This window comes from Pararhizobium sp. P1_E7, assembly GCF_056405855.1.
This window is the reverse complement of sequence record NZ_JBFUBH010000022.1, coordinates 1-23,293: the sequence shown is the minus strand read 5'-3', so window position 1 is coordinate 23,293 and position 23,293 is coordinate 1. Positions and strand designations below refer to the sequence as shown.

Below are 23,293 nucleotides of genomic sequence, written 5' to 3'. Positions count from 1 at the left end.
GATGGCGGGAACACGTAAACCCATCAGAGACGGCCAGCACCGAACGCGCCTGCGTCAATCGCGGTTTCATATGACAAACTATGGCTTAAGACAAGGATTGTGGAGTATTTTAATCAAGAATAAATAGCGCCACTTGTCGCAGGCAGGCCAAAGGGGTCTGAGCAGATTATTCACCTGCCTCACGCGGGTCAAAAAGCCCGGTCCGCCAATCATAGGTCCTGTGCCGCGCCCAGGGGCGTTGCAAGTGCTCCTGCGCAAAAACAACCCTCATCTGCGCACGACTGGTCGCCTTGTCGGCTTTGCCCGTGCCATAAATCTCGACTGCGCCGGTGCGGCGTAAACTCCGGCCGCTCAGCAGCAGCGCACCCGACCGGCAGGTGCGAAAGCGCAGCATGACCGGCGTCACGACGATATCGGCCTCCTCGCAGGCGACGCCGGCGAAACGCGCATCATCGACGGTGACGATGCGCCAGCCTTGCTGCGCCGTTGCCGCACACCATTGGCTGGGGACACAGATGAAACGGCCGGGCACCGCCTCAGCCAAAAGCCTGCGGATGACGGCGCGCGCCGCATTCTCGTCAATCGGAGGTCTTGTCTTGCGGGTCTCAGCCGCCTCTTCAGAAACCGATGCTGGTACTGCACCATCCTTGATCGCCAGATCAGCCCGCTGCTGCGGCTTTTGGTGATCCTGCAAGCGCAAAGCGCGCTGCCATTGGGAAAACACGAAATCGGGGGGCTTGGCCCGGTTGCTGGCAGCTTTCGCGTCACTGATCATCGCGACCAGACGCCCGTCTTCGGCGATCACGACATCCGGACGCCCAACCGCGCTTGTTGATGCCACCACAAGCCCGGCCGCGATGACCACGAGACCGGATGCGGCCAGCCACGTGCGGAACAGGCAGGCCAGCACGCCACCGGCGGCAATCAGCATGAAGGCGTGGTCCGGAATGCGGCCGGTTGTCACCTCGCCGTCCCAGGAGGACACCATCCGCGCAATGGATATCATCCAGTCGAGCCCCTGCCCCATGATCAGCAATGGGTAACGATCGAGACCAAGGGGCATCATGAGCATGGCAAGCAAGGCAAACGGCATGACGAAAATGCTGATGATCGGCATGGCCAGCACATTGCCGATCAAACCGTAGGCAGCCAGCCTATGGAAATGACCGGCGGAATAGATCATCGTCGACATGCCGCCGATGAAGGAACTGAGCAGCAAGCCGGCAAGGAAGCCGCCGGCGGCCTTTAGCGGACCGGTCTGACGGTTGTTTGGAAGAGCGTCGCGGCCCGGCCGCTCGCGCCAATGGCCATAGCCTGCGACCAGAGCCAGCGTCGCGGCAAAGGACATCTGGAAACCCGGGCCGGTCACGGCGGATGGCGTGATCGCCAGGATGATCACCGCCGACAGCGCGACATTGCGCAGGCTGATCGAGGGCCTGTCGAAAAACACGGCGACGAGCATGATGGAGATCATGATCCAGGATCGCACCGCCGAAACCGCGCCGCCGGAAATCAGGATATAGGCAAAGACCATGACGAGCGCACCAGTGGCGGCGACCTTCTTGATCGGAAAGCGGTGCGCCAGCCCGGGAATGAGGCTGAGCAGCGTGCGCGCACCGACCAGGAAGGTTCCGGCAGCCAGAACCATGTTCAACCCTGAGATCGCCAGCACATGCGCGAGCCCCGCTTCGCGCAGCGCCTCTATCGCCGGCCGGCTGATGGCCCGTTCCTCGGCCGTGACCAGTGCGGCCGCAATTGCGCCCGCGTCGCCGCCAATTGTGCTGCGAATGCGCGCGCCAATGGCTTCACGCCAGCGGGCGATTGTTTCCCCCAGGCCGGCCTGCAACACAGCAACCGCACTTCCGGTCTTGTCTTCGGCGCCTGGGACTGCCTGCGGTTTTCCGTAGAAATAGCCGACGGCGCCGATACCCTTGAAATAGCTGTCGAAGGCAAAATCGTTGAGACCGGGAAGAGCAGCTCCGGATGGCGGCGACAACCGCACCTTGCCCTCGATCCCGCCACCAATCCCGACAGCGGGCTGCCCGCCGCGCGACAAAAGCGTGACCTTGGCGGGCGGGCGCTGCAATTGCGGGTCCGCAGTCCGTTCGACGGCGACGGTATATCGCCAATAGCCGCGATCCGTGATTTCCCGTGCGGTGACGGTACCGCGCACCATGGTCGTCACCGGCGTGTCGAGCAGCACGGTGTCCAGACGCGCCGTCTCCAATGCGGCAAGCACCATGCCCGCTGTAAACAAGGCGGCGGCCAATGTGGCCGCGCGCCAAAGACCCGGCCTGTACCGGAGCGCAAAAGCAGCCATGCCAAAAACGCACACCAGCAGTGCAAGTTTGAGGAGGCCCGGCGTCAATGAGAGCCAAAACCAGACAAGCGAGCCAAGGCCAAGGAAGACCGGGACGAACAGAAAAGAATGCCCGAAGGCAAGTTCCTCGGCCACGGCCCGTTTGAGCCCGGCACGCCAGTAGAAGGTCCGCATTGCCTTGCGCGCTGAGGAAAGACGGACGAGATAACCTGACCGAGCCCGGATTTCCGGTTGTTTTGCCGTTGCGTCCGGGATTTGCGGGRCGTTTGCAAGGGCATGGGGCAGCAGGCTGTCAGACCGCGCGCGTGACGCCACCCCTGGCTCCTGCCCCTCTTTCATGGATGTTGTTCCAACGGTCCACGCCCGGCCGCATTCTGCAACCGGAAAGAACAAAATGCAACCGGCGAGATTTGTGCACAAAAAATAAGCAAAACTCTAATATGCAATGACGCCGGGCCGGTTTGGCAACGATTATGTCATTGGACATATGGCCCGAACGTGTAATTATTGCGTTGCCATACGCCTATTTTTGCATCGCACAATCTGCCTTTGGTTCAACTTGGCAGCCGTGACTAAATCGGGTAGCACATGGTCGGCGTTAATATCTGCGGCATAATTGTGTGCCAATTTGCTGCAAACGGAGGATCCCATGACAGGAAAAAGCGCAGTCGTAACCGTGGACAACAAAACGGTGGAATTGCCGGTGCGATCGGGGTCGATCGGTCCGGATGTGGTCGATATCGGCACCCTCTACAAGCAGACCGGCCAGTTCACCTACGATCCCGGCTTCACGTCGACGGCATCTTGCGAATCCAAGATCACCTACATCGATGGCGACGAGGGTGTCCTCCTCCATCGCGGCTATCCGATCGAACAGCTGGCCGAACATGGTGACTTCCTGGAAGTCTGCTACCTGCTGCTCTACGGCGAACTGCCGACAGCAGCACAGAAGAAGGACTTCGACTATCGCGTCACGCACCACACCATGGTGCACGAACAGATGTCGCGCTTCTTCACCGGCTTCCGCCGCGATGCCCACCCGATGGCCGTCATGTGCGGCTGTGTCGGCGCACTCTCCGCCTTCTATCACGACTCCACCGACATTACCGATCCGCACCAGCGGATGGTCGCCAGCCTGCGCATGATCGCCAAGATGCCGACGCTTGCGGCCATGGCATACAAGTACCATATCGGCCAGCCCTTCGTGTATCCGAAGAACGACCTCGACTACGCATCGAACTTCCTGCGCATGTGCTTTGCCGTCCCTTGCGAGGAATATACGGTCAACCCGGTGCTTTCGCGCGCGATGGACCGCATCTTCATCCTGCATGCCGACCATGAGCAGAACGCCTCGACATCGACCGTTCGCCTCGCCGGCTCGTCGGGCGCCAATCCGTTCGCCTGTATCGCAGCCGGCATTGCCTGCCTGTGGGGTCCGGCTCACGGTGGCGCCAATGAAGCAGCGCTCAACATGCTGGCAGAAATCGGCTCGGTCGACCGCATTCCGGAATTCGTTGCCCGCGCCAAGGACAAGAACGATCCGTTCCGCCTGATGGGCTTTGGCCACCGCGTCTACAAGAACTACGATCCGCGCGCCAAGATCATGCAGAAGACGACGCATGAAGTGCTGGCCGAACTCGGTCACAAGGACGATCCGCTTCTGGAAGTGGCGATGGAACTGGAGCGCATCGCGCTGACCGACAGCTACTTCATCGAAAAGAAGCTCTACCCGAATATCGACTTCTACTCCGGCATCACGCTGAAGGCGCTCGGCTTCCCCACGACCATGTTCACGGTGCTGTTTGCACTTGCCCGCACGGTCGGCTGGATCGCCCAGTGGAACGAGATGATCGAAGATCCGGAACAGCGCATCGGCCGCCCGCGCCAGCTTTACATCGGCGAACCGGAACGCGATTACGTCCCGGTTTCCAAGCGTTAAGCCCCAGAAATGCAATTGAAAAAGCCCGGTCAGAAATGGCCGGGCTTTTTCGTATTGAGAACGTCAAGAACGGTTTGGGCTGCAGTTTCGCCGGGAGGCCTTTCCGTTGCCATCCGCTCGGCGACGGTGCGAAACCCTGCGAGCATGGCCTCACGCTCCGGCGTGGCCCCGGTCAGCCGTTCCACCCAGCGGGAAAGTGCCCCGGCACGGATCGCTTCGTTCAGGTATTCCGGAACAACGGCATAATCGGCCACGAGATTGGGAATAGCCGCCGTCCAGATCTTGATGCGCTTGTGCATCAGGCGAATGATCCAATCGGCGCTATAGGTCGAGACGACCGGGATCCCCGAAAGAGCAAGCTCCAGGATGACGGTACCGGATGCGGCGATTGCAGCATCGGCCTTTGCAAAAGCCTGCCATTTCGCGGCCGCGCCAACCGTGATCTCCGGCGTGATGGTCCAGGACGCGGTGATTTCCCTCACAAGCTTTTCCTGCCTTGGCACTGTCGGCAGCAGGAAGCGCATTTTCGGATGACGCGCCCGCAGCTCTTCCGCCGTCTCGCCGAATGCGGGCAGAAGCCGGCTGATTTCACTCCCGCGCGACCCCGGCAAGAGCAGGCACGTGGCGGCGTCCGTGTCTGCACGGCTCTTCTCCGCCTGCCGCGCCCTCACCGTCAGGACGTTGACATCGCTTGCCAGCCGATGGCCGACATAGGTCGTCGGCGGCCCCCCAAGCTGCTGCATAACCTCCGGTTCGAACGGAAGCACGGCCAACACATGATCGACATAGGGGCGCATCTTGACGGCGCGCTCCGGCTTCCACGCCCAGACGCTCGGGCAGACATAGTTGACGATCGGCAGATCCGGCAGGGCCTTGCGTATGATCCGCGCAACCCGGTGAGTGAAATCCGGGCTGTCGACGATGACGAGAATATCGGGTTTGGCCGCAATGATTGCGTTAGCCGTCTGGCGGATACGCAGGATGAGCTTCGGCAATCTGGCCAGGACCTGCGATATCCCCATGATCGAAAGCTCGGAATAGTCGAAAAGGGATTTCAGTCCCTCCGCCTCCAGCCCCTCGCCGCCGACGCCAACCAGAGAGAGATTGCCGTTGACCAGAGGACGCAGCGACTTGACGAGATCGGCCCCAAGCAGGTCACCGGAGACTTCCCCGGCGACAACAGCGAGCGTGAGGCCGTTCGCGCTCATTGTTCACCTCGCAGCAGCGCTCGATCGATGCCCGTGACGAAGAGGCCGGCCTCGTTAGCCAGCGCAATCATTTCTTCGCGTTCGAGCACCAGTGCGCGGCCGGCTTCAACCGCGATACCGGCAAGCCCGGCTGCCTGCGCACCCTTGATCGTCGATGGCCCGATCGAAGGAAGATCGGCACGCAAATCCTGCTGCGGCTTGCAGAGCTTGACAAGCACGCCGCGGCGGCGGCTGGAAATGCGCCCATCGGCCTTTAGCCTGGCCACACGATCAAGCATCGCATCCGTGCCCTCCGGCCCCTCAAGGGCAACGACCCGCCCCCCGACAGCGACGGCACCCTGACCGACGTCCAGATGGCCAAGTGCTATGGCAGCCGCTTCGGCAACCTCGATATCCGCCTGATCCTCCGCTCCCGGCGTGCGGGCACCCAAAGTGCCGATATCGGCCAGAAGTTCCGGCACGATCTCCTGCACGCCGATCACCCGTGCGCCGTTGGTTTCGATGAGCTCGATCGCCATTTTCAACACTGCGTCGTCGCCGCCGGACAAAAGCGTGCGCAGAACGCTCGGGACCTTCACCAGGCTTTTCAGGGTCGGCTTGATGTCGCGCCAGTCCGGACGGCGGCGCACGGCACCCGACATGACCACCCGGCCGATGCCCGCCTCACGGAAAACGCCGCTGATGGCCTTGAAATTGCCGATCCCGAGTGTCGTGTGGTCAAAGGCCGACCAGTCGCGATCCGTTTCGTTGGCAAGCGCGATGATGAATGGATTTTCGCCGTGTTTTCGCGCAGCTTGCGCGACATGCAATGGCAGCAAGCCGCCGCCGGCGATGATCGCCAGCCGGTCTTTGATCTCTGGCCGGCTGCGCGCGTTCATCTGCCTCAGCCCCTGCCGCCCCGCTTCGGTGACGACAGCGCGCGATCGCTTTCGGCTGCGATGAAGTCGATAATCTCCAGCGCCGGCGGGCAATCGGCATAGTCGGCACGGATTGCAGCGGCATTGGCGCGGATCGATTCCGGACCTTCGAAAATCTGCTTGTAGGCGCGCCGCACGGCATGGATGACCGGCTTGTCAATGCCGGAGCGGCTCATGCCGACAACGTTCAGGCCGCCCAGCAGGCCAGGATTGCCATTGAGCATGCCGTAGGGAATGACGTCATAGGCAACAGCGGAGAGCCCGCCGACGAAGGCATGGCGCCCGATGCGCGTAAACTGGTGAACTGCCGAGCCGCCGCCGAGAATAGCGCGGTCACCGACGGTGACATGTCCCGCCAGCATCACATTGTTGGATAGAATGATATTGTTGCCGAGCCGGCAATCGTGGGCGACATGCGAGTAGGCAAGGAACAGGTTGTTGTCTCCGACGATGGTCGCGCCGCCATGCTCGACGGTGCCGGTATTCATCGTCACGCCTTCGCGGATGGTGCAGTTTTCACCGATCACCAAGGTCGTGTCGACGGCGCTGTGATGCACGCTCTGCGAATCGCCACCGATCACGGCTGACGGGAAGATCTTCGAGCCCTTGCCGACCGTCGTGCGTCCAAGCACCACCACGTGGCTGATCAGTTCGACATTGTCTGCGAGCGTCACCTTCGGGCCGACGTGACAGAACGGTCCGACAACGACGTTGTCGCCGATCACCGCTCCGTCTTCGATAACCGAGAGCGGATGGATCTTCGCAGTGGAGGCAATCATGTTCAGGCGTCTTCCTTGCTGATAATCATCGCGCCGATATCAGCTTCCGCGACAAGTTGCCCGTCAACTTTTGCATCACAGTGAAATTTCCAGATATTGCCGCGCTGCTTCTGCTTGACGACATGGAACTCGACGCGGTCACCCGGAACGACCGGCTTGCGGAAGCGGGCATTGTCGATGGTCATGAAATAAACGAGGTTGCTGCCGTCGCCGGTCTTGCGGGCACAAATCGCGCCGGCCGTCTGGGCCATGCCTTCGACCAACAGAACACCCGGCATGATCGGCTGTTCGGGGAAATGCCCGGTAAAATGCGGCTCGTTGGCCGTGACGTTCTTGATGCCGATCGCCGAATTGTCGCCGTCGATCTCGATGATCCGGTCGATCAGCAGGAACGGATAGCGATGGGGAAGAAGCTTCAAGATTTCCCGAATATCGGCCGTACCGAGAACGGTTGTTGCTGCTTCACTCATCTTTGCCTCCCGATTTCTTTTGCCTGTTGTGGGCCCGTGCCGTTATCTCCGCGATGTCGCGCAGGAAATCGCGCATCGGACGAGCCGGAATGCCGCCGTAGCGTTCACCGGCCGGTACATCCGAAGCGACGCCGCTCATGGCCGCAATCTGCGCCCTGTCACCAATAGTGATATGTCCGTTGATCGCGCCAGCGCCGCCGATCATCACGCCGTCGCCGATGCGTGTGCTGCCGGCGATACCGACTTGCGCCGCGATGCCGCAGTGACGGCCGATACGAACATTGTGGCCGACCTGAACGAGATTATCGATCTTCGTACCTTCGCCGATCACCGTGTCGTCCATCGCGCCGCGGTCAACCGTCGTGCCAGCACCGATCTCGACCCTGTCCTGCAGGATGACACGGCCAATCTGGACGATCTTGATCATGCCGCCCTTGGGTCCCGGCGCGTTGCCGAAACCATCCTGGCCGATCCTCGCGCCGGGGTGAATGATGACCTCGTTGCCAACCAGCGCATAAAGCACGCTGGCTCCCGCCGAAATCGTGCAATCCCGGCCGATGCGAACACCTTGACCGATGACGGCGCCGGCGGAGATACGCGTGCCCGAGCCGATATGCGCGCCGGCGCCAACAACCGCCGTCGCTTCGATATCGACATCGTCCTCGATCTGCGCGGTGGGATCGACGAAGGCAGCCGGAGAGATGCCGCTTGGCCCTGACAGGTTTTGCTGAGGGCGCAGCGCCTGCGGATGCAGGATTGCGCCGGCCAGAGCGAAGGCTGTGTGGGGGTAGCGCGTCAAAAGCACAGGGATATGTGGCGGCACGATTGCGGCAATCGCAGTGTCGCAAATGATCGCGGCCGCTTTCGACGTCGTAAATTCGTCACGAAAGCGCCGCTGCATCATGTAACAGACGTCGGTATCGCCAGCCCGATAGGTTGGCGCGACAGACCGGATAACCCGGTCGCCCAGTTCCGGCGCCTGTAATACCGCACCGATCTGATCCGCCAGATCGCTCAGGCGGATCCCATCATGTGGCGGGAAGAACCAGTTGTTTTCCATGACCAATACTCCAGAACAGTTTTGGCAGGCAGTTCTGGACTGCAAGGATCAGAAGGACGACGAGATACCGAACTTGAGGTTCTGAACCCGGTCGAAATCTTCCTTGGCGATCGGGAAGGCGTAATCGACACGCAGCGGACCAAAGGGCGATGCCCAGATCAGACCCAGACCAACCGACGCACGCAGCGAGCTGCTGGTACCTTCGATCCGGTCGTCAGCCGTCGTATCGACATCATTGCCATACAGCGTACCTGCATCTGCAAAGATTGCACCGCGGAAACCGGCATCGCGCGACACGAACGGCAGCGGGAACGTCGCTTCGGCAGAGGCGGTGAAGTAGGTCGTGCCGCCAATGGAGTCGCCGTACTTTCCGCTTCGCGGACCGACGCCGTTACGCTCGAAACCGCGAATATCGTTCTGGCCCAACTGGAACTGGTCGAAGACTTCCATCTTGCCGCCCGTGCTGAACACGTGGCCGGCACCGGCAGCAAGCGATGCGATAATATCGGCATCGTCATTGACGGTATAGTACCACTTGGCCTTACCGGTCAGCTTGTAGAAATCAGAGGTTCCACCAAGACCGGCATATTCCTGCGTCGCCGAAGCGAGAATGCCTTCGTGCGGCAAGGTCGAATCGTCAAGCGAATTGTATGTCAGCGTCTGCGAGATCGACGAACGTGTCCAAGGCGAACCGTTGACCACGCGGTCATAGGGGCTGGAAAGATCGGCGGTGTCGCCGCTGTAATCCATCTGCGTCAGATTGTAACGGAACGTCGTCGATATCCTTTCGGTGATCGGCGCGGTTACACGCAGGCTGAAGCCCTCGTCTTCATAGCTGTAGTTGTCGTCGTCATAGTCGTTTTCGTTCTTGAAGATATCGAAGCCTGCGGCCAGACGATACCCCAGGAAATAGGGCTCGGTAAACGAAACGTTATAGGTACGGCTGTCCTCACCGCGACCTGCGGCAAGACGGATGTACTGGCCACGGCCGAGAAAGTTCTTTTCCTCGATCGAAGCTTCCAGCAGGAAGCCGCCGCCGCTACCGGCGGAATAGCCGGCACCAATACCGAACGAACCGGTCGACTGATCCTGCACATCGACGATCACGACGACGCGATCGGAGGCACTACCAGGCTGGGTCGAGATATTGACGGTGGAGAAGTAACCGAGGGCGTCCAGGCGGCGCTTGGCCGTCGTGATCATCTCCTGGTTGAACGCATCGCCTTCGCTCATGTCGAATTCGCGGCGGATGACATAGTCGCGTGTGCGCGTGTTGCCACGGATTTCGATACGCTCGATATAGGCACGCTCGCCCTGATCGACGAGATAATCAACAGCGATCGTGCGGCTGCCGAAATCGCGGTTGCCGCGCGGCGTTACGCGAGCGAACGGATAGCCCTGCGAAGCGACACGCTTGGAAATCGCGGAAATGCTATCCTGAACGTCCTTTGCCTTGTAGATCGAACCTTCGGAGGTCTGCACCAGACCCTTCAGTTCCTCGGCATTTACACCTTCCACGGTCGATTCGACGTTGACCGGTCCGAAGTCGTAGCGTTCGCCTTCTTCGACGGTGATCGTGACGGTGTACTCATTGGTGGCTTCGTCCAGCACCGCGTCCGAGGACACGACGCGGAAGTCGGCATAGCCGCGGTTGTAGTAGAACTGGCGCAGCAGTTCTTCGTCGGCGCGCAGCTTGTCGGCGTTGTAAACGTCCTTGCGATTCAGGAAGGAGAAGATCCCCGATTCCTTCGTCGAGATCACGGCTTCGAGACGGCCGTTGCTATAGGCGTTGTTGCCGACAAAATTGATTGCGGTGATCTTGGTGCGGTCACCTTCGTTAATGACGAACGCCAGATTGACGCGGCCTTCGGCGATCGGAACGACCTGCGTCGTCACCGTCACATCTTCGCGGCCAATACCGGCATAGGCATCCTTGATGGCCTGAATATCGGATTCGGCCGTCGCTTCGCTGTAAGGGCCGAGCGAACGCGTGCGCACGACAGCCTGCAGCTTGTCGTCCTTGATCTTGCGGTTACCGTTGAAGACAACCTGGTTGACGAGCTGGTTCTCGCTCACGGTGACGACGAGCGTGCCACCGGAGACATTGATGCTGACATCGGAGAAGTAGCCCGTAGAATAAAGACGCTTCACGGAAGAATCGATATCGCTGTTGCTGAAGCTTTTGCCAGGAACGATCGTGATGTTTGCGCGGACCGTCTCGGGGCTGACGCGCGTCGCGCCGCGCACTTCGACACGGTTGATCGTTGCAGCTTCAGCGATAGTCGCACTTGCAAGCGTTACGATGCCAGACCCCGTTGCGACCATACTTGCAGACAGCGCAACCGCCGACACCGCGTTCAAAAATTTTGAACCAGCTTTCATAAATCTTACCTTCTTCCCAATGCCCCGCAGCGAACTCGTACCGACTCCGGTCAGGTTGCCGTTTTAACCGCTTTTCCTATACAAGCAAGCCAGCTCGTTAATTTCTGTTTACTTCAATTGAAACCGTGTCCTAACGGCCACTACAGAGTTGCATTATCGTAAACAATTCCTTTCGATCAACTCGTTGAGTTCTCAACGAAACCGACCGCCGCTCCTGCGCCTGCAACACCGCTGCAGACCTCAAATATCTAGCCCAAAAGCGAAGTTATGTCGTTCCATGTGGCAAACACCATCAGCATCAGCACCATGGCAAAACCGATGCGAAACGCGACGTCCTGTGTACGCGGTCCCACCGGTTTTCCACGAACGGCCTCCACCGCATAAAACATCAGATGCCCGCCATCAAGTACGGGAACCGGCATTAGATTGAGAAGTCCAATGGAAACTGACAGAACTGCCGCCAGTTGCAAAACGGCGGCAACGCCGATCGTCGCCATCTGGCCGGAAGCCTGTGCGACACGGATAGGGCCGCCCAATTGGTCGGCCTTCATGCGGCCGGTCACGAGGTTGGCGAGATAATTGAAGGTGCCGGTGACGATCTGCCAGCTTTCGACAGCACCCTGCCCCACGGCTTCGATCGGACCATAGGTCTCCAGACGAAAATTGCCGGTTTCCTGGTTGGTCAGGATACCGATGATACCGAGTTCCATCTTGTTGCCGAACTGGTCGGTGATTTCGGTGCGCTCAGGCACCATCGGCAGATCCAGCAACTCGCCCTTGCGTTTGATCTGAATGGTGATCGGTGTTTCCGGACGGACGCTCACGTAACGGCGGACATCGTCAAAGGTGGTGACGGGCGTGCCGTCGATCGACACGAGCAGATCGCCCGGCAACACGCCCGCCTTGGCGGCTGCGCTGTTTTCCTTGACTTCGGCAACGACCGGGTCTGCGATTGGCTTGCCGTAGACGGTAAACAGCACGGCGAAAATCGCAATCGCCAGGATGAAATTGGCTATCGGCCCGGCAGCCACGGTGGCGGCCCGCTTCCAGAGCTTGGCTCCCAGGAAGGTACGGTCGCGATCCTCCGGTGAATATTGCGCCAAGCGGCTATAGTCGGGGACGCTGGCCGCATCCTCGTCGCCGAAGAATTTCACGTAGCCGCCGAGCGGCACGGCACAAAACTTCCAGCGTGTTCCCTGCTTGTCGGTAAAACCGAACAATTCCGGACCGAACCCGACGGAAAAGGCGAGAATCTTGATACCGGACCAGCGGCCGACAAGATAGTGTCCCATTTCGTGCACGAAGACGAGCAGCGTCAGCACCAGCAGGAACGGCACGATATAGCCGGCAATCAGTTGAAGCGTATCGGCCAGGTAAGCCATATGATCCTCGATCAGCTATGCGGCGCGCTTTACGGCGCCAGCAGGATTGCCCCCAGGGGCACACTCTGTCCACCTGTGGACACGACTTGTGCCAAAGCAATCAGAAGCGCGGCAAAACAGGCAAAAACAAGTCCATCGACACGGTCCATGACGCCGCCATGCCCGGGAATAAGTTTGCTCGAATCCTTCACGCCGAACCGGCGCTTGATATAGGATTCGAACAGATCGCCGATCTGGCTAGATACGGAGAGCGCCAGCGCCAGGAACGGAATGCGCGCATCGTTCAGCGAAAAATAGCTCATGAACACCGCAACGCCCGCAATGACCCCGCAAACCGTGCCGCCGATCGCACCGGACCAGGTCTTTCCGGGCGAGATGCGTGGCGCCAACTTCGGGCCGCCGATCGCCCTGCCGGTGAAATAGGCAAGGATATCGGTCGCCCAAACCACGGCGAAGATGAAGATCATGGCGATCAGGCCGATATCGCCGTCGCCCCGAATGGCCGAGAGCGAAATGCCCGTCAGGCCGGCATAGACGATGCCACCCGGCAGCCACCAGCTGCCGCCTCGCAAAAACACCCAGAGCGCTGCGATGGCGGCAAACCCGGCCAGAACGAGCAGCGTGACGTGGGCGCCACCAAACAGGATGAGAGCGGAAATCACTGCCTGCGCCAGCCAACCGAAGGCGTTGCCCTGGAAATCGCGCTCGGCAAGCCGGGTGATCGTCGACCATTCGTAGTAGACGAGCACGGCAATGGCCACCGACAGAAGCTCGAACACGGTTCCGCCGGCCCAGGTCGCACCCAGGGTGACGGCAGCAAGCACGATGCCGGAAATAATGCGCAGTCGCAATTCGCTTTGCATCAGGAACCAACCGCCAGCGTCGGCTGCGAAAGGCCACCAAAGCGGCGCTCCCGCCCGGCATAGGTCTTCAGCGCATCGAGGAAAACTTCGCGGGTGAAGTCCGGCCACAGTGCAGGGACAAACAACAATTCGGAATAGGCGGCCTGCCAGAGCAGGAAGTTCGACAACCGTTCCTCACCGCTGGTGCGCAGGACGAGATCCGGGTCGGGAATGCCTGCCGTATCGAGCTTGCTGGCGATGCGCTCCGGCGTGATCTGGTCGGCCGTCAGTCGCCCCTGGGCGACCTCAACCGCCAGGGCCTGCATGGCGCGGGTCATTTCATCACGGGAACCATAATTGAATGCAATAACCAGTGTGATACCCGTGTTGCCGCGCGTCGTATCCTCGGCCTCCAGAAGCAGAGGCAGGATATCGCCGCGAAGATTGTTCTTGTCGCCGATCACCCGGATGCGAACATTCTGGCGGTGCAAGTCCGCCAGATCGCGCCGGATGAAGACTTTGAGCAGTCCCATCAAATCGGAGACTTCGGCCTCCGGCCTGCTCCAGTTCTCCGAAGAAAAAGCAAACAGCGTCAGGTAACGGATGCCGACCTCGCCGGCAGTGCGCACCGCCTCGCGCACCGCTTCCACGCCCTTGCGATGCCCCATGGTCCGGGGCAGTCCGCGCGAATTGGCCCAACGGCCGTTGCCATCCATGATGATGGCAACGTGCGTGGGAACATTTCTAGGCAATGGGTTTGACATCGGTGGCCCGAAAAACAGAGACTCGGAAAAAGGCAGACTAGACCTGCATGATTTCCTTTTCCTTATCGCCGAGCAAGCGGTCGATGTCGGAAATCATCTCATCCGTCATTTTCTGAACCTTTTCGGACTGGCTTCGGCTGATATCCTGACCGATGTCGCCATCCTTTTCGGCTTTTTTCAGACTATCCATCCCATCGCGACGCACATTGCGCACGGCGACCTTGGCCTTCTCGCTGTAGTCATGCGCGACTTTGACCAGCGACTTGCGCCGCTCTTCGTTCAATTCCGGCAGCGGGATGCGAAGATTTTGCCCATCGACGATCGGATTGAGGCCCAAATTCGATTCGCGAATGGCCCGATCGACAGCGTTGACCATCGACTTGTCCCAGATGGAAACACCGAGCATACGCGCTTCCGGCACGGTAATGTTGGCAACCTGGTTCAGCGGCACACGCGAACCATAGGCCTCGACCATGACCGGATCGAGCACGTTGGCCGAAGCCCGGCCGGTGCGCAACGATGCGATATCGTGCTTGAAAGCGGCAATGGCGCCATCCATGCGGCGCTTCAGGTCACTCAGGTCAATACCATCACTCATGGATCAAACTCCTGTTCTATCGCAGCGGCCTTGCGACCGCCCTTTGACTGCTCAATTGTCGGTTACGATGGTCGCCCGGCCGCCGCCGGTCAAGATTTCTGCGAACCCGCCCTTCTCGTGAATCGAGAAGACGATGATCGGAATGCTGTTTTCACGCGCCAGCGCCACAGCAGCAACATCCATGACAGCCAGGCCCTTCTGCAGGACCTCGCTGTGCGTCAGGCGGTCAAAGCGCGTGGCCTCCGGATCTTTCTTCGGGTCAGCGGTATAGATGCCGTCAACCTGTGTGCCCTTGAAGATGGCTTCCGCACCCATCTCTGCTGCGCGCAAGGCGGCTGCCGAATCGGTTGTGAAGAACGGATTGCCTGTGCCGCCGGCAAAAATCACCACGCGGCCGAGGGACAGATGAAAGAGCGTGGCGCGCTGCGAAAAACTCTCGCAGATTTCCGGCATGGCAATAGCCGACAAAACGACGGTATCGATATCGAGCTTGCGCAGGGAGGTCGCCAGCGCCAGCGCGTTGATGACGGTCGCCAGCATGCCCATGTGGTCGCCGGTCACCCGGTCCCCGCCCTTGGACGCGACCGCAACGCCGCGAAAGATATTGCCGCCGCCGACGACGACACCGACTTCAACGCCCATGGCGCGCGCTTGTGCGATGTCGGACGCAATCCGGTCGGCGACGGCGACATCGATCCCGAACCCCTGATTGCCCATAAGCGCTTCGCCCGAAGCTTTCAGCAGCACGCGTTTGTAGAGAGGTTCGGCCGACATCGTCACTCCTGTCCAAGAAGGCACACATGCGAGATGGTGCATAAAACTGATCCGATCATCCCCGCGCGGCCGATATCATCCGGATGTTCCCCGAAAGAGCCTGCGCCAATGTGATGATGATGCCGGATACACGAAGGGCACCGCGTTGTCACGCGATGCCCTTTTGTTTTCCCAATCAGGATGAAGAAATCAACCCTTGGCGACAGCAGCCACTTCGGCTGCGAAGTCGGATTCTTCCTTCTCGACGCCTTCGCCGAGAAGCAGGCGGGCCATGCCGACAACTTCGATCGGTGCACCAACGGTCTTTTCAGCTTCCTTGACGGCAGCTTCGACAGTCAGGTCGGGGTTCATGACGAAGGCCTGCGACAGAAGGGCGACTTCTTCGAAGAACTTGCGCATGCGGCCTTCGACCATCTTTTCGATGATCGCTTCCGGCTTGCCGGATTCGCGGGCCTGTTCGATGAAGATGTTGCGTTCGCGTTCAGCAACGGCAGCATCGACTTCCGTCGAGCGGATGGCCAGCGGGTTGGTCGCTGCAATGTGCATGGCGACCTGGCGGCCGATCGCGTTCAGAGCGTCCTTGTCGCCGGTCGACTTCAGCGCGACGAGAACGCCGAGCTTGCCGAGGCCGTCAGCAACCGAATTGTGGATGTAGGTTGCGACAACGCCGTCCTCGACAGACAGGAGAGCCGAACGGCGCAGAGCCATGTTCTCGCCGATCGTTGCAATCGCGTCGGTGATGCTTTCAGCGACCGACTTGCCGGTTGCCGGGTAGTTTGCAGCGCTGATCGTTTCGACCGAACCGTCGGTGCCGACAGCAACGGCTGCAACGCCGCGAACCAGATCCTGGAAGGCATCGTTACGGGCAACGAAGTCGGTTTCGGAGTTCAGCTCGATAACAACAGCCTTGGTGCCGTTGCTGGCGATGCCGACCAGGCCTTCAGCTGCGGCACGGCCGGACTTCTTGTCGGCCTTGGCAATACCCTTGGCGCGCAACCAGTCGATCGCGGCTTCCATGTCGCCATTGGTTTCGCCGAGTGCCTTCTTGCAATCCATCATGCCTGCGCCGGTCTTTTCGCGCAGTTCCTTCACCATTGCTGCAGTAATAGTGCTCATCTTTTTTGCCTCTTCGTTTTGTTCGGCTGGCGCGCTGCCAGAAAACCGGCGCGATACCAGGAGGATGTGGCAGGGCATGACCCCTGAATGTGACGCCGTGATGAAGGTCCATCCCGGCGATTGGCATCGTGGCAACCAGCGCTCGATGGGCCGGTCCGATGCAAAAGAACAAGGCCGTTCACTTTTTCAGTCGCAAACGGCCTCATCCTGATCTTGTCTAAAGGAGCGGCGGGCTCAGCCGCCGTCCCGCCTTATCAGGCTTCAGCGGCTTCTTCGAGCGCCGGCTCAAGCGGCAGATCGGAAGAGGCGCCGAGGTCGCGGCCCGACGAGCTCTGCTGACGGGCAATGCCGTCGAGGGCTGCACGCGAGATCAGATCGCAATAGAGCGAGATCGCGCGCGAAGCGTCGTCGTTGCCGGGGATCGGGAAGTCGATACGGTCCGGATCGCAGTTCGAATCGATGATCGCAACAACCGGGATGCCGAGACGCTTTGCTTCGTCGATGGCGATCGATTCCTTGTTGGTGTCGATGATGAACATCAGGTCCGGCACGCCGCCCATGTCACGGATACCGCCGAGGGCGCGGTTCAGCTTTTCGCGTTCGCGCTCAAGGTTCAGGCGTTCCTTCTTCGAGTAGCCGGAGCCTTCCGATGCGAGGATTTCGTCGAGCTTGCGCAGGCGCTGGATCGAGTTCGAAATCGTCTTCCAGTTGGTCATCATGCCGCCGAGCCAGCGGGCGTTGACGTAGTACTGGGCCGAACGCTTGGCAGCGTCAGCAATGATTTCGGATGCCTGGCGCTTGGTGCCGACGAACAGAACGCGGCCGCCCTTGGCAACGGTGTCGCTGACAACCTGCAGGGCGCGCGACAGCAACGGAACGGTCTGCGCGAGGTCGATGATGTGAACGTTCGAACGATCGCCGAAGATGTACGGCTTCATTTTCGGGTTCCAGCGGTGAGTCTGGTGACCGAAGTGAACGCCAGCTTCCAGAAGCTGACGCATGCTAAAATCGGGCAATGCCATGCCTTTTTCTCCTTTTCCGGTTGAACCTCCGCAAGGCAAACAGCACTTTCTTTGAAAGTGCCACCGGGTGGAACTGCCCGGATTTCTCCCGGACGGTCCCAAACCTTACGTGTGGAATGCGGTGCCCTTACCCCCTGTCGCCCGATAAATCAAGGGCAAAGGCGCGCTAATTGCGCCCCGGCGGGTCTTGAGCCCCTATTTGCACTCGCCTTCCTTGAATACTTCAAGGTCGGCAAGCTTGCCGGCGAGGACGAAATCGCCGTAGTCCATCGTCAGATCGCGGGTAATGCCATTTTCATAGAGCTTGAACTCCATACGGTAGATCGGCAAAGCGTCACCGGTGGCGTTGTCGTTGAAATAGGAGATGGTCACGGGCCAATAGGGCTTTGCCGCCATGGCGCCCGCCTTATCGACGTCGGCATCGCCAGGAACAGCCTTCTGCGCCTTGCCGACGATGGTGGTGGTGATCAGCGTCTTGTCGCCCGCATCTGAGCCGTCGAAGATGCGGGATTCAAACAGTCTCTCGCCCTTCTTCGCACGGTCGATGACATCAAGCATGTGTTCGGTTGGAAACAGGCCCTGAGCAAGATCGACCTTCCGCTTGTCCGGCGAGGTCAGATCGACGGTCAGCCCCTGCTTGGCCTCATGGGCAGAGCCGCGCACTTCCTTGTCGAGCTTCTCGTCGGTGAAGGAACGTGTCAAAAAACGGAAGTTTCCGTTCTTGAGGTCCTCGTAGGTCGTTGTCTGCTGGTCGGTCAGCTTGACCTCCTCACCCGTATCGACCTTGGTGACGAAACGGAAACTGACAGTATAGCCCTCGCAGGCGGAGCCATTGAATTCATAGACCATGCGGCCGTACATTCCGGAAATTCCGGAGCGCTCCGATGCGTCTTTCAATTCCAGGTCATAGACAGCGCGATGAGGCACGAGGATGTTGGCTGAGGCTGCGGAAGCCCCGCCGACCGTCACGCCTGAGAAACACGCCCATGCCAGAATGGCAGAGGCAAAGCTTGAACGAAACATCCGTTTCCTCCTGTTGGACTCGCCGCCGATGCTATAAGAACAGATCCGGCAAAAGCGAGGCATCGATGATCACGAAGCGGTATTTCATCACTTCATAAATCACGCTTTGCATGCAGCATTTGGCGACGAAACACAACAATGACCGGAGTTATCCATGTCCGCAGGCATCGAAGCACGCATCAAAGATCTCGGAATCACCCTGCCGCAAGCAGCAGCACCTGCTGCCAATTATGTTCCCTTCGTCATCAGCGGGTCGCACCTTTATATCTCCGGTCAGCTGCCGATGGAAAACGGCAAGGTCGCGATCACCGGGCATCTGGGCGACGAAATCGACGTTGCGGCCGGCCAGCGTGCAGCCGAGCTTTGCGCCATCAATATCCTTGCCCAGGCCAAGGCAGCTTTGGGCGGCGATCTTTCGCGCATTCGCCGCATCGTCAAGCTCAACGGCTTTATCGCCTCCAAGCCGACCTTCATCGAACAGCATCTGGTCATGAACGGCGCCTCCAACCTGATCGCCAAGGTTCTCGGTGACGCCGGTATCCACGCCCGAGCCGCAGTCGGCATGGCCTCCCTACCCTTCAACGCTGCCGTCGAAATCGACGCCGTGATCGAAATCGCTTGAGCGGACAGTATACCATGAAAGATCTGTCCTGGCTGACGGCACAACCGGTCGCTCATCGCGGCTATCATGACATGAACCATGCCATCTGGGAAAACACGCTTTCGGCCTTTGCAAGGGCGGCCGAAAAGGGCTTCGCCATCGAATGCGACCTGCAATATACCGCCGACAGCGTGCCGGTGGTTTTCCACGATGACGATATGCAACGGCTTTGCGGCATCAGCGGCGATGTCCGCGAAAAAACCGCGGGCGAGCTCGGCCTCATCACGATCGGCGGGACCGCCGACAAGGTCCCGACGCTCGGGCAGCTTCTCCGGCTGGTCAAAGGCCGAGTGCCGATCGTCCTGGAGCTGAAGGGCCGCAAGGGCGACGACGAGGGATTTGCCGATTCCGTTTTGGAAACGCTTGAAAACTATCAGGGCCATGTTGCTCTCATGAGCTTCGACCATTGGCTGCTAAAGGATCTCAAGGCTCACAATCCGCCCTATCCGCTCGGTCTGACCGCTGGCGGCAACCAGCCGGAGCAGTTCCTCGTGCACGAGGAAGCGATGCAGCTCGGGCTTGATTTCATTTCCTATTTCTACGGGGATTTGCCAAACTCGTTCATCACCAAGGAACGGTCCCTTGGCCGGGCCATTCTGACCTGGACGGTGCGGGATCAGGCTGGTGCCGATTATACCTACAGTCATGCGGACCAGATGACATTCGAGGGTTTCGATCCCAGTGAAAGGCTCATCACTTAAAGAATGACAGCCGAAGTGAAAATCCGCGTCGAGACGTCCTTTCAGGATATTTCGAAGGAAAGCTGGGACGGATTGTCAGGTGCCGCCAAGGGGCAACCCGGCGGCCTCTACAATCCGTTCATTTCGCATGCCTATCTCTCATCGCTTGAGGAGTCCGGATCAGCGACAGCGGATACAGGCTGGCTCGGCCAGCATTTACTGATGGAAGACAGCGACGGCGGCCTTGAAGGCGGGCTGATCTGCTACTTAAAAAACCATAGCCAGGGCGAATATGTCTTCGACCACGGCTGGGCCGACGCTCTCGAACGGGCAGGCGGGCGCTATTATCCCAAGCTGCAATGCTCGGTGCCCTTCACACCGGCAACAGGCCCCCGATTGCTGGCCGCTACCCATGCCGATACCACGATGGTTCGCGGTTCTCTCGCCGCCGGACTTCAGGAACTCTGCCGGCGTCACAATGTGTCATCAGCGCATGTAACGTTCCTGCCGGAAGAGGAAGTAAGCACGTTCGAACGCGCGGGCTTCCTGCATCGCACCGACCAGCAGTTCCATTTCCTCAATGAGGGCTATGCCTCTCACAATGACTTTCTCGAGACGTTGACGTCGCGCAAGCGCAAGGCGTTGAAGAAGGAACGACGCGCTGCACTCGAACACGGCATCAGCATCGACTGGCTGACCGGCAAGGACCTCACCGAGAATGTCTGGGATCAGTTCTTCGCCTTCTACATGGACACCGGCAGCCGCAAATGGGGCCGCCCCTATCTGACCCGCGCATTCTATTCGCTGATCGGTGAGCGCATGGCCGACGACATCCTGCTTGTGATGGCCAGGCGCAACGGCAAATACATCGGCGGCGCCATCAATTTCATCGGCAGCGATGCCCTCTACGGCCGGCATTGGGGGGCGATCGAAGACCATCCCTTCCTGCATTTCGAGGTCTGCTATCATCAGGCCATCGACTTTGCGATATCGAAGGGATTGAAGCGCGTCGAAGCCGGCGCTCAGGGCGAACACAAGCTGGCGCGCGGATATCTGCCGGCGACCACCCATTCGGCCCATTTCATCGCTCATCCGGGGCTGAAACGTGCTGTTGCCGATTACCTCGAACGCGAGCGCCAGGATGTCGAGCAGATGAGCGATATCCTGGCCGAACACAGCCCGTTCCGCAAAGGCGGACGGCAAGACATCGACGACTAGACAGGCCTTCTGAGGAGAGACGCAAATGACCAGCGCCGCCTATGACACCAACAATATCTTCGCCAAGATCCTGCGCGGCGAAATCCCCGCCCACAGGGTCTATGAAGACGACAACGTGCTTGCATTCATGGATGTGATGCCGCAGGCGGAGGGCCACGTTCTGGTTGCGCCGAAGGCCGCTTCCCGCAACATTCTCGACGCCGATCCGGCAACGCTTGCCGCTCTGATCGCCGTCGTCCAGAAGGTAGCCATCGCAACTCAGGAAGCTTTCGACGCCGACGGCGTGACGATCATGCAGTTCAATGAAGCCCCGGCCGGCCAGTCGGTCTTCCACCTGCATTTCCATGTCATTCCCCGCCGTGAGGGCGTGCCGTTGCGGCCGCATTCCGGCAAGATGGAGGATGGCGGCGTCCTGGCTGCGAATGCCGGGAAAATCAGGGAAGCGCTGGCAGGCTGAAATCTGTCTAGAAACCGAGTCCGTAGAGCCCCACGGCCAATACTGCGATGGCCGTGGCAATGCCGATTGCCGGTTTCTGCCGGCCGATAAAAAAGGCCAATGCGCCGGCAGCGACCGATCCCAACCGCAGCCAGAGCGGCGACTGCTCAAGAATACCGGTGGGGTAGAGGATCAGCTTGGCGATGACCGCCGCCACCAGCGCGGTAGCGACCGCCCTCACCCAGTTCAGCGCTTCGGAATCCTCACGCAGCCGGTTGCCCGCCAGGACACCGAGCCAACGCCAGATATCCGTTGCCAGCCATCCTGCAATGGCAATGAAGACATAGGCCCACCATCCTTCGAGCACTGTCACGCGCGGGCCTCCTTGCTGATGCGCCAGCTGCGTTCCACCAGCCAGGCGAGCGTGCCGCCGCCAAGGCCAGCGAGCAGGATATCGAACTCCGGCGCCAGCCAGTAGCACAACGGTCCGGCGACAAGCCCGGCGGCCAATGCCACGTAGATCACCGGATGGCGCGCGGAACTCCAGATCGACGCGAGAAAATACACCGGGGTCAGGAAAAACAGGCATCCGGCAACAATCGGCGGAAATTCGGCGACGAAACGATAGACGACCGCCACCAGCAGCATGTTGGTAAGAACGAGCGTAATGCCGAAGCCGGCGAAGAACGTGATGCGATGCTCCCGCGGCACCGCCTGCACCCGCTCCATGGCAAACACCCAGGCCGTGATCGCCACGAAATGCGACAGAAACAAAAGCAGCCAGGTGGGCGTTTTCCCGGTGCGGATTTCCGGAACAAGCGCTGCGACCATCGGCATCAGCCGGATGGACGACAGGGTGACCGCGATGAAGGCGGTGAGCAGATTGGCACCGCCAAGGATCGAGCTGACGAGGATGACCTTGGCTGGCAGCGCCCAGACGGCCCCGACCATGAATACAACCTGCTCGACGGGAATTCCGGCCTGTGCCGTGAAGGCGCAAAAACCGACGAAGGACAGCATCAGGATCATTGCCGGCAGGCTGAAAATGCCCTTCATGCCGGCCAGGAACCACTTGCCTCCCGAACCGATCGCCTGCCTCTCATCCATCCCGATATCCGCCGTTTCATGTCATAAAAAAACAGTGCCGGACCATTCCGCCCGGCACTGTCTCTATCGTGGATAGGCCTATTTCTTGCGCGGCACCTTCGGCACCGTGCTTCCCTTGCGGGGAGGTTCGGCAGCCGTGGCCCTGTGCGGCTCGTCCGCAGCCGCCTTCGCGGCCTTCTTCGGCTTGGCGCGGCTTTCCGGCTCGGCACCGACGCTTTCCATTTCCTTCGGCTTTGCAGCCTTGGAGGCCTTCTTCACGGGGGTCACGACCTCCGCCTTGGGCCTGATCCGCGCCGTCTCCGGCACATAATCGAGCAGCAGACCCTTTGCGCCATCCGGCTTGGTGCCGACGGTGACCTTGACGACACCACCCTTCTTCAGCTTGCCGAAGAGGATCTCGTCGGCCAGCGGCTTCTTGATGTGTTCCTGGATGACGCGCGCCAGCGGCCGGGCCCCCATCTTTTCATCATAGCCCTTGTCGGACAGCCAGGCGATCGCTTCGGGCTGCAGGTCGAAGGTGACGTTGCGTTCGGCCAGCTGCGTTTCCAGCTGCATGACGAACTTCTGCACCACCTGGTGGATGACCGGTGTCGGC

At 60.0% G+C, this 23,293-nt stretch carries 22 protein-coding genes and 1 pseudogene; 5 read left to right on the top strand and 18 right to left on the bottom strand.

Annotated features, from left to right (window positions below):
* Positions 1 to 166 precede the first annotated feature (166 nt).
* Complete coding sequence (locus AC1D17_RS18750; RefSeq protein WP_477566850.1) at positions 167 to 2,635, bottom strand: ComEC/Rec2 family competence protein; 2,469 nt, start codon at positions 2,633 to 2,635, stop codon at positions 167 to 169.
* Between the two features lie 334 nt (positions 2,636 to 2,969).
* Here AC1D17_RS18750 and gltA point away from each other — a divergent pair, with 334 nt between their 5' ends.
* Complete coding sequence (gltA, locus tag AC1D17_RS18745) at positions 2,970 to 4,259, top strand: citrate synthase (RefSeq protein WP_264218906.1); 1,290 nt, start codon at positions 2,970 to 2,972, stop codon at positions 4,257 to 4,259.
* A gap of 29 nt (positions 4,260 to 4,288) precedes the next feature.
* On the opposite strand, the gene lpxB is transcribed toward gltA, so the two are convergent.
* From lpxB to AC1D17_RS18675, 14 genes are all read right to left on the bottom strand, one after another.
* Positions 4,289 to 5,467, bottom strand: coding sequence for a lipid-A-disaccharide synthase (lpxB, locus tag AC1D17_RS18740; RefSeq protein ID WP_477566849.1), 1,179 nt, complete (start codon positions 5,465 to 5,467; stop codon positions 4,289 to 4,291).
* A complete protein-coding gene (locus AC1D17_RS18735; RefSeq protein WP_477566848.1) occupies positions 5,464 to 6,345 on the bottom strand; it encodes an LpxI family protein in 882 nt (293 codons plus the stop codon). Before AC1D17_RS18735 ends, lpxB begins: the two co-directional genes overlap by 4 nt.
* Positions 6,346 to 6,350: 5 nt before the next feature.
* Positions 6,351 to 7,163: an acyl-ACP--UDP-N-acetylglucosamine O-acyltransferase gene (gene lpxA, locus AC1D17_RS18730; RefSeq protein WP_477566847.1), complete on the bottom strand. Its 813-nt coding sequence runs from the start codon at positions 7,161 to 7,163 to the stop codon at positions 6,351 to 6,353.
* A 2-nt stretch (positions 7,164 to 7,165) separates the two neighbouring features.
* Positions 7,166 to 7,633, bottom strand: a complete 468-nt coding sequence (gene fabZ / locus AC1D17_RS18725) for a 3-hydroxyacyl-ACP dehydratase FabZ (protein ID WP_264218909.1) — start codon at positions 7,631 to 7,633, stop codon at positions 7,166 to 7,168.
* Positions 7,626 to 8,693 (bottom strand): UDP-3-O-(3-hydroxymyristoyl)glucosamine N-acyltransferase, encoded by a 1,068-nt coding sequence (lpxD, locus tag AC1D17_RS18720; RefSeq protein WP_477566846.1) that lies wholly within the window; start codon positions 8,691 to 8,693, stop codon positions 7,626 to 7,628. Before lpxD ends, fabZ begins: the two co-directional genes overlap by 8 nt.
* 48 nt (positions 8,694 to 8,741) lie before the next feature.
* Positions 8,742 to 11,075 (bottom strand): outer membrane protein assembly factor BamA, encoded by a 2,334-nt coding sequence (gene bamA, locus AC1D17_RS18715; protein ID WP_477566845.1) that lies wholly within the window; start codon positions 11,073 to 11,075, stop codon positions 8,742 to 8,744.
* A gap of 248 nt (positions 11,076 to 11,323) precedes the next feature.
* Positions 11,324 to 12,457, bottom strand: a complete 1,134-nt coding sequence (rseP, locus tag AC1D17_RS18710; protein WP_477566844.1) for an RIP metalloprotease RseP — start codon at positions 12,455 to 12,457, stop codon at positions 11,324 to 11,326.
* Between the two features lie 29 nt (positions 12,458 to 12,486).
* Positions 12,487 to 13,320, bottom strand: a complete 834-nt coding sequence (locus AC1D17_RS18705) for a phosphatidate cytidylyltransferase (RefSeq protein ID WP_477566843.1) — start codon at positions 13,318 to 13,320, stop codon at positions 12,487 to 12,489.
* The gene (locus tag AC1D17_RS18700) at positions 13,320 to 14,063 is read right to left on the bottom strand and encodes an isoprenyl transferase (RefSeq protein ID WP_477566842.1); all 744 of its coding nucleotides are present in this window, start codon (positions 14,061 to 14,063) and stop codon (positions 13,320 to 13,322) included. Before AC1D17_RS18700 ends, AC1D17_RS18705 begins: the two co-directional genes overlap by 1 nt.
* A 37-nt stretch (positions 14,064 to 14,100) precedes the next feature.
* The gene (frr, locus tag AC1D17_RS18695) at positions 14,101 to 14,661 is read right to left on the bottom strand and encodes a ribosome recycling factor (protein ID WP_477566841.1); all 561 of its coding nucleotides are present in this window, start codon (positions 14,659 to 14,661) and stop codon (positions 14,101 to 14,103) included.
* Between the two features lie 51 nt (positions 14,662 to 14,712).
* Positions 14,713 to 15,435, bottom strand: coding sequence for a UMP kinase (pyrH, locus tag AC1D17_RS18690; RefSeq protein ID WP_477566840.1), 723 nt, complete (start codon positions 15,433 to 15,435; stop codon positions 14,713 to 14,715).
* A gap of 189 nt (positions 15,436 to 15,624) precedes the next feature.
* On the bottom strand, positions 15,625 to 16,551 hold the full coding sequence (gene tsf, locus AC1D17_RS18685) for a translation elongation factor Ts (protein ID WP_264218917.1): 927 nt from the start codon (positions 16,549 to 16,551) through the stop codon (positions 15,625 to 15,627).
* 254 nt (positions 16,552 to 16,805) lie between these two features.
* On the bottom strand, positions 16,806 to 17,573 hold the full coding sequence (gene rpsB, locus AC1D17_RS18680; protein WP_037100951.1) for a 30S ribosomal protein S2: 768 nt from the start codon (positions 17,571 to 17,573) through the stop codon (positions 16,806 to 16,808).
* A 195-nt stretch (positions 17,574 to 17,768) separates the two neighbouring features.
* Positions 17,769 to 18,596 (bottom strand): cell envelope integrity EipB family protein, encoded by an 828-nt coding sequence (locus tag AC1D17_RS18675; RefSeq protein WP_477566839.1) that lies wholly within the window; start codon positions 18,594 to 18,596, stop codon positions 17,769 to 17,771.
* A 154-nt stretch (positions 18,597 to 18,750) separates the two neighbouring features.
* Here AC1D17_RS18675 and AC1D17_RS18670 point away from each other — a divergent pair, with 154 nt between their 5' ends.
* Genes AC1D17_RS18670 through AC1D17_RS18655 form a run of 4 tightly spaced genes read left to right on the top strand, consistent with a single transcriptional unit; the run spans position 18,751 to position 21,612 of the window.
* Entirely contained in the window at positions 18,751 to 19,218 is a 468-nt protein-coding gene (locus AC1D17_RS18670) for a RidA family protein (RefSeq protein ID WP_477566838.1), read from the top strand.
* Positions 19,219 to 19,232: 14 nt separating this feature from the next.
* Positions 19,233 to 19,958: a glycerophosphodiester phosphodiesterase gene (locus AC1D17_RS18665; RefSeq protein ID WP_477566837.1), complete on the top strand. Its 726-nt coding sequence runs from the start codon at positions 19,233 to 19,235 to the stop codon at positions 19,956 to 19,958.
* A gap of 3 nt (positions 19,959 to 19,961) precedes the next feature.
* Positions 19,962 to 21,155, top strand: coding sequence for a GNAT family N-acetyltransferase (locus tag AC1D17_RS18660; RefSeq protein WP_477566836.1), 1,194 nt, complete (start codon positions 19,962 to 19,964; stop codon positions 21,153 to 21,155).
* Positions 21,156 to 21,180: 25 nt separating this feature from the next.
* On the top strand, positions 21,181 to 21,612 hold the full coding sequence (locus AC1D17_RS18655; protein ID WP_477566835.1) for an HIT family protein: 432 nt from the start codon (positions 21,181 to 21,183) through the stop codon (positions 21,610 to 21,612).
* Between the two features lie 7 nt (positions 21,613 to 21,619).
* On the opposite strand, the gene AC1D17_RS18650 is transcribed toward AC1D17_RS18655, so the two are convergent.
* The 3 genes and pseudogenes from AC1D17_RS18650 to clpA all read right to left on the bottom strand — a co-directional run.
* A complete protein-coding gene (locus AC1D17_RS18650; protein ID WP_477566834.1) occupies positions 21,620 to 21,964 on the bottom strand; it encodes an AzlD domain-containing protein in 345 nt (114 codons plus the stop codon).
* Positions 21,961 to 22,698: an AzlC family ABC transporter permease gene (locus AC1D17_RS18645; protein ID WP_477566833.1), complete on the bottom strand. Its 738-nt coding sequence runs from the start codon at positions 22,696 to 22,698 to the stop codon at positions 21,961 to 21,963. The genes AC1D17_RS18650 and AC1D17_RS18645 overlap by 4 nt, the downstream gene beginning before the upstream one ends.
* A gap of 78 nt (positions 22,699 to 22,776) precedes the next feature.
* A pseudogene (gene clpA, locus AC1D17_RS18640) lies at positions 22,777 to 23,293 on the bottom strand (ATP-dependent Clp protease ATP-binding subunit ClpA); the annotation flags it as partial.